The organism is Spinactinospora alkalitolerans, assembly GCF_013408795.1.
GTDB lineage: Bacteria > Actinomycetota > Actinomycetes > Streptosporangiales > Streptosporangiaceae > Spinactinospora > Spinactinospora alkalitolerans.
The window spans coordinates 1328790-1342260 of the sequence record NZ_JACCCC010000001.1 but is presented as its reverse complement, the minus strand read 5'-3'; the positions used below and the strand labels follow the sequence as shown (position 1 = coordinate 1342260).

The 13471-nt window shown below is 73.6% G+C and carries 8 protein-coding genes; 5 read left to right on the top strand and 3 right to left on the bottom strand.

What is annotated here, in order from left to right; translation table 11 throughout:
* Positions 1-70 precede the first annotated feature (70 nt).
* From HDA32_RS06045 to HDA32_RS06035, 3 genes are all read right to left on the bottom strand, one after another.
* The gene (locus tag HDA32_RS06045) at positions 71-1543 is read right to left on the bottom strand and encodes a uracil-xanthine permease family protein (RefSeq protein WP_179642263.1); all 1473 of its coding nucleotides are present in this window, start codon (positions 1541-1543) and stop codon (positions 71-73) included.
* Between the two features lie 430 nt (positions 1544-1973).
* A complete protein-coding gene (locus tag HDA32_RS06040) occupies positions 1974-2900 on the bottom strand; it encodes an SHOCT domain-containing protein (RefSeq protein WP_179646494.1) in 927 nt (308 codons plus the stop codon).
* A 187-nt stretch (positions 2901-3087) separates the two neighbouring features.
* Positions 3088-4728, bottom strand: a complete 1641-nt coding sequence (locus HDA32_RS06035; RefSeq protein WP_312863057.1) for a PucR family transcriptional regulator — start codon at positions 4726-4728, stop codon at positions 3088-3090.
* A 320-nt stretch (positions 4729-5048) separates the two neighbouring features.
* On the opposite strand from HDA32_RS06035, the gene HDA32_RS06030 reads away from it, so the two are divergent.
* From HDA32_RS06030 to HDA32_RS06010, 5 genes are all read left to right on the top strand, one after another.
* Positions 5049-5822: an oxamate carbamoyltransferase subunit AllH family protein gene (locus tag HDA32_RS06030; RefSeq protein WP_179642261.1), complete on the top strand. Its 774-nt coding sequence runs from the start codon at positions 5049-5051 to the stop codon at positions 5820-5822.
* Positions 5812-7323 carry an AllF/FdrA family protein gene (locus HDA32_RS06025; protein WP_312863056.1) on the top strand — a complete coding sequence of 504 codons (1512 nt, stop codon included), beginning with the start codon at positions 5812-5814 and terminating at the stop codon, positions 7321-7323. The genes HDA32_RS06030 and HDA32_RS06025 overlap by 11 nt, the downstream gene beginning before the upstream one ends.
* Positions 7324-7513: 190 nt before the next feature.
* Positions 7514-8935 carry a YlbE family protein gene (locus HDA32_RS06020; RefSeq protein WP_218882350.1) on the top strand — a complete coding sequence of 474 codons (1422 nt, stop codon included), beginning with the start codon at positions 7514-7516 and terminating at the stop codon, positions 8933-8935.
* A 105-nt stretch (positions 8936-9040) separates the two neighbouring features.
* Entirely contained in the window at positions 9041-10360 is a 1320-nt protein-coding gene (hisS, locus tag HDA32_RS06015; RefSeq protein WP_179642259.1) for a histidine--tRNA ligase, read from the top strand.
* A gap of 237 nt (positions 10361-10597) precedes the next feature.
* Positions 10598-13072, top strand: a complete 2475-nt coding sequence (locus tag HDA32_RS06010; RefSeq protein WP_179642258.1) for an ATP-binding protein — start codon at positions 10598-10600, stop codon at positions 13070-13072.
* Positions 13073-13471: the final 399 nt, after the last annotated feature.

The following is a 13471-nucleotide window of genomic DNA, read 5'->3' as shown; positions in this document are numbered from 1 at the left end:
CTCTTCGTGAGCTGAGGGGACGCCTGCGGCGTCGGGTGCGGGGACTGCGCCGCGCCCGGCGCACCGGGTGTCAGGTCCGGTCGGGGCCCTCCTTGTCCGCGCCTTCCACGGCCCTCTCCTCCTTCGCCGCCTCGGGCAGCGCCGTGTCGTCGCCGGTGCCCACGACCATGATCCCCGCGCCCTCGTCGCCCTCGGGGCGCGCACCGACCGGCCGCGGCACCATGTGCTCGGGGGCCAGCCAGACGAGCAGGTGGTAGCCGACCAGGGTGATGATCGTGCCCAGCGCGATGCCGTTGATCACGAAGGTGTCGGTGAACGCCACCTCCACGCCGCCGATGCCGGCGATGAGGCCGGCGGCCAGCGGGACGAGCACGACGGGGTTGGCGAAGTCGACCCGGTTCTCCACCCAGATCTTGGCGCCCAGCAGTCCGATCATGCCGTAGAGCACGACCGTGATGCCGCCGAGCACGCCGCTGGGCGTGGCGGCGATCAGGGCGCCGAACTTCGGGCACAGTCCGAACAGGATCGCCACGATCGCCGCCACGTAGTAGGCCGCCGTGGAGTAGATCCGGGTCGCCGCCATGACCCCGATGTTCTCGGCGTAGGTCGTGGTGGGCGATCCGCCGACGGAGCTGGCCAGCGTGGTGGCGACGCCGTCGGCGAAGATGGCGCGGCCCATGTGGGGGTCGAGGTCCTCCCCGGTCATCTCCTGGACCGCCTTGACGTGGCCGGCGTTCTCCGCGATCAGCGCGATGACGGCCGGCAGCGCGACCAGGATCGCCGATGTCTGGAAGTCGGGGGCGTGGAAGGAGGGCAGGCCGATCCATGAGGCCTCGGCGACGCCCGACAGGTCCACCCTGAAGGCGTCGACGACGCTGCCGGGTTCATCGCCGGGCACCGAGGCCATGCCGAAGACCCGGTCGAAGAGCCATGACATGACGAACCCGAAGATCAGCCCGAGGAGGATGGTGATGCGGCCGAGGAAGCCGCGCAGCAGCACGGTCGCCAGCACAACGAAGCCCATGGTGAGCAGGCCGATCCACTGGTCGTAGGGCCAGTAGGCCGTGGCGACGACGGGGGCGAGGTTGAAGCCGATCAGCATGACCACCGCGCCGGTGACCGCGGGCGGGAACGCCTTGAGGATGACGTGCGGGCCGAGCAGGTGGATGAGCACTCCCGACAGCGCGAGGACCGCGCCGGCCACCAGGATGGCGCCGGTCACGGTGGCGCTGTCGCCGCCCGCGGCGCGGATGGCGGTCACGGCGCCCACGAACGACGCACTGGTGCCCAGGTAGCTCGGGATCTTCCCCTTCACGATGAGCAGGAACAGGATCGTGCCGATGCCCGACATCATGATGGCCAGGTTGGGGTCCAGGCCCATGACGATCGGGAAGACGAAGGTCGCGCCGAACATCGCGACCACGTGCTGGGCGCCCAGGCCCGCGGTCCTGCCCCACGACAGCCGTTCGTCGGGCTTGACCACCGCTCCCGGGGGCGGGGCGCTGCCGTCCCCGTAGAGTTTCCAGCCCAAGCCGAGTTTCATACCCGCCTCCAAAAGACGACTCTGGCGCGACTGGGTTCCCCGGCGGACCCGGCCTGCAACCCCTTTTTCGCGAAGCCCGGAGAGTGACCTGCTTCACTGAATGGGGCAACCCTAAGGAGCTGCGGAAACCGGCTTCACTGGCGACAACTGCTAAACACTCTCCCCTCAGTTGTGCAGTGCTGCCCAACTCCGCCGGCGGGCGCGGTGCGGGCCGCGCGGGGAACCACGCGCTCCAAGTCCGGCACGGGCAGGTGTCGGAGCCGTCTCCGCCCCATTGCGGCCCGGTTACGGCGGACGCGCGGTCTCACTGATGTTCGACGGCCGGATCCGCACAGGGGTCGGCTGTCGCGGTGCGCGTAGCGTCGGCGGCACGGCGGGTCCGAGCCCTGGAAATCCCACCCTGCCCCGCGAACGCGGTGGTCGAAGCTCGTCAGATGTCGCCGATGAGCCTGTCCTTGAGCCGGTCGAACTCCTCGGGGGTGATGACGCCGGAGTCCCGCAGTTCGCCGAGTTGGCGCAGCTCGTCCAGGAGCCGCTGGGTGCCGCCGGGCGCAGCGGACGCCGCCGCGGCCGGGCCGGCGGGCGGGGCGGCGGGCGGGCCGGCGGGCGGGGCGCCGGCATGGCGGTCGGCGTCGTCCGCGGCCCGCCGCAGCCGGGCCGTGATTTCCTTGAGCCCGTCATCGCCGACGACGTCGAACGCGGTCTCCCCGCTGGAGGTGTGCACGACCAGCGATCCCGCGGCCTCCCCGAAGCCGGCCGACGACATCTCCACCGACACGATCTGCCCGACCGGGATGGACAGGGTCGACGAGCCGAACATCCGGCTCTCCGACACGTGCAGCAGCCGCCGGTCGGTCACGACGACGAGACCGGAGTCGCCGTCATGGGACCCGGATGTCATGAACTCCACGGTCTCGTCGTCCGTGACCTGCTCGGGGAGCGCCCGAAGCGACCTCTTCGCCAGGAACAGGTCGGCGTCGCTCGCCGCGCGGGCGATGTCCTCGCGCAGCACCACGTCGTCGAAGGGCTGCTCGACCGGGGGCTCCCGGTCGGCGCACAGCTCGGCCACCAGGGGGCGCACGGCGGCGACCTGGTCGTCGCCGGTGAGCAGCAGGATGTCGGAGTTCCGGCTCGGATCGGCGTCCGGCCTCCGCGGCTCACCGATGCGGTGCAGCCGGAAGTAGGGCTTGGCGAGCCAGCCGCCGTCCACGGTCTCGGCCCAGGCGATGACGCCGCGCGGGAACCTTCGGTGGCCGAAGCGGGCCTTCGCCGGGTCGGCCTGCGGTCCGAAGACGAACACCAGATCGCCGTTGTCCTCGACGACGAGCGTCCCGTCGTGCCCCCACAACTGCCACATACCGCCTCCGTCCTCTCCTCAGCGCGCGCTTGGGACTCTAATGCGTGCGCGGTCGGAAACTGACGACGGCGGCGACGGCGTGGGCGAATAGTTATATTCCACCCCGAATCGCCCTGTTCCGCCTTCCGTGCCCTGACGGCCGCCGCCACGATCCGTCCGGCCGGCATCCGGACGCCCGCGCCGCCTCCTACGGCCGCAGCCCGCGCATCCGGATCACCCTGAGCGCGACCATCAGGTTCAGCCGCAGGTGCGGGTCGGTGGTGAAGGGGCCGAGCATGCGCTCCAGCTTGCCGATGCGGTAGCGCAGCGTGTTGTAGTGGAAGTGCAGCAGGCGGGCGGTCTCGGCGACGTTGAGGTTGTTGTCGAGCAGCACCTCCAGCGTGGTGCGCAGGTCCTCGGTCTCGGCGTCGCCGCGCTCGGCGAGGTCCCCGAGCGTCTCGGTCATGAACGCCCGCAGCTCGGCACTGTCGGGGACCAGACTGATGAGCCGGAAGACGCCGAGGTCGTCGAAGTCGGCGACCGCTCCGGAGCCGTGCATCTGCCGCCCGACCCGCGCGGCCTGCTTGGCCTGCTCGTAAGCCGTGGGAATCTCCTCGGGGGAGGCGGCGACCCGGCTGACGCCGGTGGCGAAGGGCCTGCGGCCGCCTCCGCCGTCGCCGGAGACCTGGGCGACCATCGAGCGGACCGTCCGGGCGTGGTCGGAACCGGAGGACCCGGCCCCCATCACCACCACGACCTCCTGGCTGTAGCCGGCGATCGCGGCCTTGGGGTCGCGCTCCCGCACGACCATGGTCCAGGCGCTGGCGAAGCGCTCGTGGACCGGCCGCAGGTCGCCGGCCGCGGGCACGGGCGAGGCCGGTTCGGGGTCCATCTCGGCGACGACGACCACCAGCGGGCGATCGATGTCCCAGCCGAGCGTGGCGCAGTGCCGGACGGCGTGCTCGGGATCGCCCGCGCGCCCGGCGAGCAGGTCGCGCAGGAAGTCGCCCTGGTACTTGCCCTCCACGGCGGCGACGGCGAGGTCCTTGGTGATGACCAGCGCCGCGGTCGCGGCGGCCCGCTCCAGGACGTGTACGTCGGTGTGGTCGATGGGCCGCTCGTGGCTGATCAGCACGATCCGCCCGTGGTCGAGGTTCCCGGCGAGGATCGGCACCTGCACGACGCGCGGGTCGTCGTCGTCGAGCGCGCGGACCCCGTGCTTGAACCGCTCCATGTGGAAGCGGCCGCTGGTCAGGTCGAAGTGGTGCGGATCCCGCAGCACCTCCTCGGACACCCCCGAGCGGGCGAGCACCCGGCCGTCGGGGGTGGTGACCATGACGCCGCCGTCCAGCAGGGCGGGCAGCTCGTTGGTGATCGCCGCGAGCCCTCCGCCGGCCAGGATGACGTTGACCAGGACGCGGTGCACCTCCTCCGAGCGCGCGAGCGTGGCCGCCTGCCGGTTCAGGATGTCGGTGAGGAGCTGGTTGAGCACGTCGTCGAAGGCCACCTCGTCGCCCAGCAGCAGGATCGGCAACCGCAGCTCGTCGGCCGCGCGCAGCATCTCCCCCGGCAGCTCGTCGACGTAGCGGCCGAGCTTGACCGCGACGGCGGCCAGTCCTCGTTCGGCGAGGTCGCGCACCAGCCGCACCATGTCCTGCGGGGTGTTGCGCAGCGGGTAGCCGGTGGTCAGCAGCAGCTCGTCCGGCTTGACCCACGGCAGGATGTCGGGGACCTCCATGACGTTGAGCCGCTGGATGACGCGGTCCAGGCCCGCGGCCCCGGCCACGACCTCCGCTCCGGACAGGCTCGACAGACTCAGCGCGTCGGCGACCGTCAGGCCACGCGCCAACGTGCTGGATGACCGGACACGGTCCGCGCTCGGCAGATTCTGTGCAGTGTCGGCCGGATCGTTGGCAACGTTTTCCATGTGTAGACGATAGCGGCTCGCATAGCGTCGTCCTCCAGGAAGCCGGGAGCGTGAAGGGGGTGGGCGTGAGCGCGCGATCACCGCACCAGGGCTCTCGCGCCCGTGAAGCCTGCCGGGCGCGGGTTCCGGCGGCCGCGACGCATCGGGCGGCCGCCGCTGACAGGCTTCATGACATTGTGACCGGCCCATTTCGGCCGACTCGAATACTGGGCGTCTTCCGCGCGGCGGTCTACCTTGAGGTTGTGGACCCTCCGCGGTCGGCCGTGATCGCGGTACTGGCACACGACGCCGTGCGGTTGCCCAATGGAGTGGTCCTCGCCGAGCCGCAGAGCGCCGCGCCGTTCGCGGACGTCGCCGAGGCGACGTCGGCCCGGATCGGTCGGCGCTGCGTGCGGTTCGACGGCCCCGCCGGCTCACTTTCCGTCCGAGTGAGCCGGTGGTGGCGTCCCCGGCCGCCCCGCCCCCTCACGAGGGACGACGCGGCCGCGGCGACACGGGCCGCCGCCCGACTGCGCGACGCGCTCACCGGCGTCACCGGGGGCCTGCCCGCCGAGGCCACCGCCCCACTGCACACCGCCCTGGACGGCGCCGACCGGGCCGAACGCGCCTGCGCCGGCCTGATCGGCCTCGGCCCCGGCCTCACTCCCAGCGGCGACGACGCGGTCTGCGGCTTCCTGCTGGCGGTGCGGCACCTGGGCGGACCCTCGCTGTGCCGCCCGCTCGCCGACGCCGCACTGGCCCGCGCCGCGACCGCGACGACGGCGCTGTCGGCCTCACTCATCGCGCACGCCGCGCGCGGCGAGAGCTGCCCCGAGGCCACCGACCTGCTCGACGCCGCCGCCGGCCACGGACCGGTCGGCCCGGCGCTGGCGGCGCTGCGCGCGATCGGCCACACCTCGGGAACCGACCTCGCACTCGGCGTCCTCGCCGGGGCGCTGGCCGTGTCGCGCACCCGCCCGGGCCCGTCCGGCGCGGCAGACTCGACCCAGCAGACAAGGAGTACCCGTGACCACTGACCCGACCGGCACGCGCGCCATGACGGTGGACGTCCGCAGGGGCACCTACCGCGACTCCGTGGGACTCATGCGAGTGAGCAGGGAGGTCGCCGCGCTCGACGGGGTCGAGGCCGCGCTCGTGGCGATGGCCACCGAGCTCAACCTGGGACTGCTCGCCGACATGGGCGGCGCGGCCCCCGCCGACGTGGGGCCCAACGACCTGCTCGTGGCCGTGCGGGCGGTGGACGAGGAGGTCCTGGCCGCCGCGCTGCGCCGGGCCGACGAGGAACTGGCCGCCATGGCGGGCGGCGGGGGCGGCGGGGGCGGCGCGGCCCGGGCGCCGGCCCGAACGGTCCGCGCCGCCGCGCGCGCGGCGGCGCCGGAGTCGCCGCCCACGGTCGCGCTGGTCTCGGTGCCCGGCCGCTACGCGGCCGCCGAGGCGTTCGACGCCATGGACGCGGGACTGGACGTGCTGGTCTTCAGCGACAACGTCCCGCTGGAGCACGAGATCGCGCTGAAGGAGGCGGCCGAGCGGCTGGGCCGGCTGGTGATGGGGCCGGACTGCGGGACGGCGGTGATCGGCGGGGCCGGGCTCGGGTTCGCCAACGCCGTGCGCCCCGGCCCCGTCGGCGTCGTCGCGGCGTCGGGGACCGGGGCCCAGCAGTTGATGTGCCTGCTGGACGCGGCGGGCGTCGGCGTCGGCCACTGCCTGGGCGTGGGCGGCCGGGACCTCTCGGCGGAGGTCGCGGGCCGCTCCACCCGGCGGGCGCTGCACCTCCTCGACGCCGACCCCGGCACCGAGCGGATCGTGCTGGTCTCCAAGCCGCCGGCGCCCCAGGTCGCCAAGGAGATCGAGGCCGAGTGCGCCGCCCTGGCCACGCCGGTGCACCTGGTGCTGCTCGGCGGCGACGGCACCGACATCAGCGCCGCGGCCGCCGAGGTCGCGACCGCGCTGGGCCGCCCGGCGCCCGCGTGGCCGACCTGGCTCCCCGACGAGCCGGTCCGCCCCCGCGCCGGCGCACTGCGCGGGCTCTTCTGCGGCGGGACGCTGGCCGACGAGGCCATGGTGATCGCCTCGGCCGTCCTCGGCCCGATCGCCTCGAACATCCCGCTGCACCCCGACGACGAGCGCTGGACGCTGGACGCGGGCCTGCGCTCCGACGACCACCTCGTCATCGACTTCGGCGACGACGACCTCACCGCCGGCCGGCCGCACCCGATGATCGACCCGTCGGTGCGCGAGGAGCGGCTGGCCGCCGAACTCGCCGATCCGGCGTGCGGCGCGGTGCTGCTCGACGTCATCATCGGGCACGGCTCCCACCCCGACCCCGCAGCGGGCGTGGCGGCGGTGCTGCGCGCCGCGGACTCGCCCGCCCCCGTGGTCGTCACGCTGTGCGGCGCCGAGGACGACGCCCAGGGCCTGTCGGCCCAGGCCGAGACGCTGCGCGCCGCGGGCGCCGAGGTGTACCTGTCCAACGCCGAGGCCACCCGTCGGGCGGTCGCCCTGCTGACGGCACCGTGACCGGCCCATACCCCGCCCTCCCTAAGGGGGGCCGCCCACCCGCTCCGGAAAGGCCCGCCCGTGCTCTCCGGGGCTCCAGCCTCACCGGATCCGTACTGACCGCGCGGCCACATCATCCTCACCTGTGGACGGCCGCAACGGGCGGGCCCGCCAGAGGGCCCGACCCCGCATCGCGATGAAAGGCTCATCCATGTCCGGAGAATCCGCGCTGCTCACCACCGATCCGTCCGTCGTCTCGGTCGGGGCGGGGATGTTCGCCGACGCGCTGGCGGCGCAGGCGGTGCCCGTCACGCGGGTGGGCTTCCGGCCGCCCATGGGGGACGGCTCCCTCGACGACGCCCTCGTGCGGGTGCTCGCCGACCCGCGGCGGGCCGCGGCCAACGCCACCGCGGTCGAACGCGTGCTCGCCGTGCGCCCGCAACTGGTGGACGTGCGGCCGGCCGGCGAGGCGCTCGGGCTGGAGGCCGGCGACTTCCTGCACGCCGGGCCGCCCGTCGACTGGGAGCGGGCCTCCGGACCGCTGCGGGGCGCGCTGATGGGCGCGATGGTGTTCGAGGGCCTCGCCGCCGACCCCGACGCGGCCGAACGCGCCCTGGCCTCGGGCGCGGCCCGGCTCGACTCCTGCCACCACCACGCGGCCGTGGGGCCGATGGCCGGGGTGATCAGCCCCTCCATGTGGGTGTTCGAGCTGGCCGACCCCGCGACCGGCCGCCGGTCCTGGTGCTCGCTCAACGAGGGCCTGGGCAGGGTGCTGCGCTACGGCGCCTACGGCCCCGAGGTCATCGACCGGCTGCGCTGGATGTCGGCCGTGCTCGGGCCGCTGCTGCGCGACGCCGTGCGGGCGCACGGCCCCGTCGACATCGGCGCGATCGTCGCCCAGATGCTGCAGATGGGCGACGAGGGGCACAACCGCAACCGCGCCGGGACGCTCATGCTGCTGCGCGAGGTGCTGCCCGAGCTGGTCGGCGGCGGCGCGCCGGCCTCCGACGTCGCCGAAGCCGTCCGGTTCGTCAGCGGCAACGACCACTTCTTCCTGAACCTGGTGATGCCGGGAGCCAAGCTCATGATGGACGCCGGGCGCGACGTCCCCGGCAGCACCATGGTGGTGGCGATGGCCCGCAACGGCACCGACTTCGGCGTCCAGGTCTCCGGCACCGGCGACACCTGGTTCACCGCGCCGGCGGAACTTCCCGACGGCCTCTACCTGGGCTCCTACGGCCCCGATGACGCCAACCCCGACATCGGCGACTCCACGATCGCCGAGACCGCGGGGATCGGGGGCTTCGTGATGGCCACGGCCCCGGCGATCGTGCGCTTCGTCGGCGGCGACGTGGACTTCGCGCTGGCGACGTCGCGGAGCATGTACGAGATCACGCTCGCCGAGAACCCGGCCTTCCAGCTCCCCATCCTGGACTTCCGGGGCGCACCGACCGGCATCGACGTGGCCGGGGTCGTGCGCACCGGCGTCCTGCCGCAGATCAACACCGGCATGGCCGGCAGGGTGCCCGGCACCGGACAGGTCGGGGCCGGCCTGGTCAACCCGCCGGCGCGCTGCTTCGCCCTGGCGATGGCGGCGCTCGCCGAGGCGGCCCCACCGCTGTCCACCAGGTGAGAAGGGGGTGGTGCGGACCTCGCGCGGTTGCCGGGGCGCGGCGCGCCAGGGCCTAACATTGGACTGGTCCGACCCGGTGCAAGGCTTAAGGAGCCAACCGAACCCATGTCCGAGCAGCGCATCGTCCGTCCCACTCCCATCAGCGGCTTCCCCGAGTGGTTGCCCCAGATTCGGTCGGTGGAGCAGCGCTGGCTGGACCATATCCGCGCCGGGTTCGAACGCTACGGCTTCGCTTCGGTGGAGACGCCCTCGGTCGAGGCGCTCGACGTGCTGATGGCCAAGGGCGAGACCTCCCAGGAGGTCTACACCCTGCACCGGCTCCAGGCCGACGCCGGTGACGACAGCGACGCGCGGCTGGGCCTGCACTTCGACCTGACGGTGCCGTTCGCCCGCTACGTGGCGCAGCACTTCAACGAGCTGGTCTTCCCGTTCAAGCGCTACCAGGTGCAGCGCGTCTGGCGCGGCGAGCGCCCGCAGGAGGGCCGGTTCCGCGAGTTCACCCAGTGCGACATCGACGTCATCAACGTCGACCAGGTGCCGCTGCACTTCGACGCCGAACTGCCCCGCATCGTCCACGAGGTGCTCTCGGGCCTGGACATCCCGGCCTGGACCCTCAACATCAACAACCGCAAGGTGCTGCAGGGCTGCTACGAAGGCCTGGGCATCGGCGACCCGCTCGCGGTCATCCGCGCCGTCGACAAGCTGCACAAGATCGGCGCCGACGGCGTGCGCGCGATCCTGGTCGAGCAGGTCGGCCTCAGCGACGAGCAGGCCGGGGTCTGCCTCGACCTCTCCGGCATCAGGGGCTCCGACACCTCCGTGCTCGACCAGGTCGCCAAGCTGGGGGTGCGGTCGGAGCTGCTGAGCGAAGGCCTGGACGAGCTCGGGTTCGTGCTGGACTCGCTCTCCGACCTGCCCGCGGGCAGCGTGGTGGCCGACCTGTCGATCGCCCGCGGCCTGGACTACTACACCGGCACCGTCTACGAGGCGACGTTCGACGACGACCCCGGCTACGGCAGCATCTGCGCCGGCGGCCGCTACGAGAACCTGGCCGGCCAGTTCATCCGGCGCAGCCTGCCGGGCGTGGGCATCTCCATCGGCCTGACCCGGATCTTCGCCAAGCTGGTGGCCGAGGGGCGTATCGACGCCGGCCGGCTGTGCCCGACCGACGTCCTGGTCGCGGTGCCCGGTGACGCGCGCCGCGCCGACGCGCTGCGCACGGCGGCCCTGCTGCGCGAGCGCGGGTTCAACACCGAGGTCTACCACCAGGCCGCCAAGATCGGTAAGCAGATCCAGTACGCCTCGCGCAAGGGCATCCCGTTCGTGTGGTTCCCGCCGTTCGAGGACGGCGGTCCGCACGAGGTCAAGGACCTGGCGACCGGCGAGCAGACCGAGGCCGACCCGGCCTCCTGGACGCGCGCCTGACGGGAGCGCCGGGGCCGGCCCGCGCGGGCCGGCCCCGGCGCGGACGCGCCCGCGACTCGGGGGCCGAAAGTTCCTTGACGCGCTCCCGCCCCGCTTTTTCATGCCCGAAATCGGCCACTTCGCGGACATGGCGACTCCCGCCTGAGAGACTCGCCTGAAGGCTCGCGTTCGCGCCGGGCGATCGCCGACGCGTCCGAGCGGTTCACGCGACCCGGTCGGCCGAAAAAAGACGAGGCCATGTCACATCCTCGCCACCATCTGCCCGCATACACAGGCCCGTTCATCGGCCGGGAGCGCGATGTCACCGACCTCTGCGTCCTCCTCGGTGATGCGCGCATGGTCACCCTCACCGGCACCGGCGGAATCGGCAAGACCCGGGTGGCCGTGCGGGTGGCCGAGCGCTGTCTCCCCCGCTTCCCCGACGGGGTCGTCCTCGCCGACCTGAGCGGGGCGGCGACCGAGGAGCAGGCCATGCGCGCGGTCGCGCGCGCCCTGGGCGCCGCCGGAGACGGCGGGAACGGGGCCGAAGCGCCGTCGCGCACCTCGGTGGCCGCGCTCCTGCGCCCGCAGCGGATCCTGCTGCTGCTCGACACCTGCGAGCGCGCCGTCGCTCCGCTGGCCGGGCTGTGCAGGACGGTCCTGAGCACCTGCCCGGAGGTGCGGATCCTGGCCACGAGCCGCGAGCCGCTGCGCATTCCCGGCGAGACGACCTGGCGGCTGCCGCCGCTGTCGCTGCCCGCGCGGCGCACCGGCCCGTGGCGCGCGCCGGCGCGGCCGCCCCGGTCGCCGGTCCCGGAGGAGATCTGGCCGGTCCCCGTGGAGGAGGCGCTGCGCCACGACGCCGTGCGGCTGTTCGTCACCCGGGCCACGGCCGCGCGGCCCGGGTTCGAGGCGACGCCGCACAACATCGGGCACATCATCGAGGTCTGCCGGGAGCTCGACGGCGTGCCGCTCGCCATCGAACTGGCCGCGGCCCGGATCCGGGTGCTGTCGGTCGAGCAGATCCTGGAGCGCCTGGACGACCGGTTCCCGCTGCTGGCCCGCACCGACCGCGACCTCCCTCCCCGGCAGCGCACGATGCGCGCGGCGGTGGAGTGGAGCCACCGGCTGCTGACCGAGCCCGAGCAGGTGCTGCTGCGTCGGCTGTCGATGCTGTCCGGATGGCCGCTGGACATGGCGGAGGACCTCTTCGCCTTTCCGCCCATCCCCCGCGACGACGTCCTCGACCTGCACGAGTCGCTGCTGGACAAGTCCCTGATCGTCCTCGACTCCGAGTCCGACGGGGCCGCGTGGTACCGCCTGCCGACCGCCGTCCGCGCCTACGCCGCCGAGATGCTCGCCGCGAACGGCGAGGAGGAGGTCTACCACCGCCGCTTCCTCGACTACGCCGTGTCCGGGATGGAGCGCGCGGCCGCGCTGGTGTCCGGCCCGATGCTCTGGGCGCGCCGCCGCATGGTGGCCGAGAGGATCGATCGCGGCCGGGAGGACCTGAACCGCCTGCTCGTCTGGGCGCTGGAGCACGGCGAGGTCGCCGAGGGGCTGCGGCTGTGCACGGCGATGCGCACCTACTGGATCATGCGCGACCTGTTCGCCGAGAGCAGCGCGCTCCTGCGCGACCTGCTGGCCGCCGCGCCGCCGGACCTGCCCGACCCCGTGCGCGCCCGTGCGCTCGTGGTCTACGCGGAGCTGTGCCTGGACGTCGACGGTCCTGCCGCCGCCGAGGCGGCCGCGGCGCAGGGGCTGCGGCTGGCCCGCGAGCACGGCGACGAGGCGGCGGAGGCCGCCGCGCTCGCCGCCCTGGCCGGCACCGCTCTGCGCACAGAGGGCGTCGCCGCCGGGTGGCGCGACGGGCAGGCGGCCCTGGAGGCGTCCCGGCGCAGCGGCGACCGCGCCACCGAGATGCTGACCCTGGGCACGCTGGGGATGCTGGCCAACCAGCGCGGCGACCACGCCGCGGCCGAGCGGTTCCTGAACGAGTCCCTCACGGTCGCCGAGGACCTCGGTGACGCGTGGAGCGCCGCCCGGTGCCGCAACGGCCTGGGCATGCTCTCGACGCGGCGCGGCGACCTCTCCTCGGCCGCCGACCACCTCAACGCCGCGCTCGCGGTCTTCGAGGAGACCCGGTCCGGTCCGGACTCCGCCCGCTGCCTCGCGGGCCTGGGGCGGCTCGCGATCGTGCGGGGCGACGTCGCCGAGGCGCGGCGCCGGCTGACCGAAGGGCTGCGGCTCAGCGTCGTCTCCGGCCGCGGGCTCGCCATCGCGCGCGCCCTGGAGACCCTGGCCGGTCTCGCCATGGCCGAGGAGCAGCCGACCAGGGCGGCGACGCTGGGTGCGGCGGCCGAGGCGATCCACGCCGATCTGGGCCGCCACGGCCGCTACAGCGCCCGGCTGCGCTCCCACGCCGGGCGGCGCCTCGGCGCGGAGGCGGCGGCGGCCGCCTGGAGCAGGGGCCGGACCCTGTCGCTGAAGGAGGTGGTGGAGGAGGCGTTGTCCTTCCCCGAACCGCCGAGCTCGCCGTCGCCGCTCACCCCGCGGGAAAACGAGATCGCGGGGCTGGTCGGGGCCGGCCTGTCCAACCGCGAGATCGCCGGGCGGCTGTTCATCAGCCAGGCGACCGCCGCCCGCCACATCGCCAACATCTTCGCCAAACTCGGCTTCTCCTCGCGCGCCCAACTGGCTGACTGGACCGGCCACCACGACGTCGACCCTTGAGAGCTGAAGGCCGGCCCTTGGGGGCGAAGGAAGCCTTGGCTTCAGGGGGTCTTTGAGGCCCGCCACAGGAGGGAGGGCGTGCGGATGGCCATTCTCTCGTGTGGCCGAAGGCCCGTGGATGGAAATCGCCCACCCGCGCGCGAAGCGGACCCGCCGCTGTGGGCGCGCACCGTCACCGCGGTTTCGGTCTGGCGCCCAGAGTGGCGGCGTGGGTTGCGCGGTGCCGGGGCGATCCCTGTAGGGGGCCTCCGGCCACGCGAGAGGATCGCCCAGTCACCGCGGATCCCCCCTTCGGCTGAGGTCGAAGACTCCTTGTGGTCAAGGCTGAAACTCAAGGCCGAGGGTGGGGCTCAACGCCGGGAGCCGTGGAGTCGCCGCCCGAGCGCCGAGCCTTAGGTC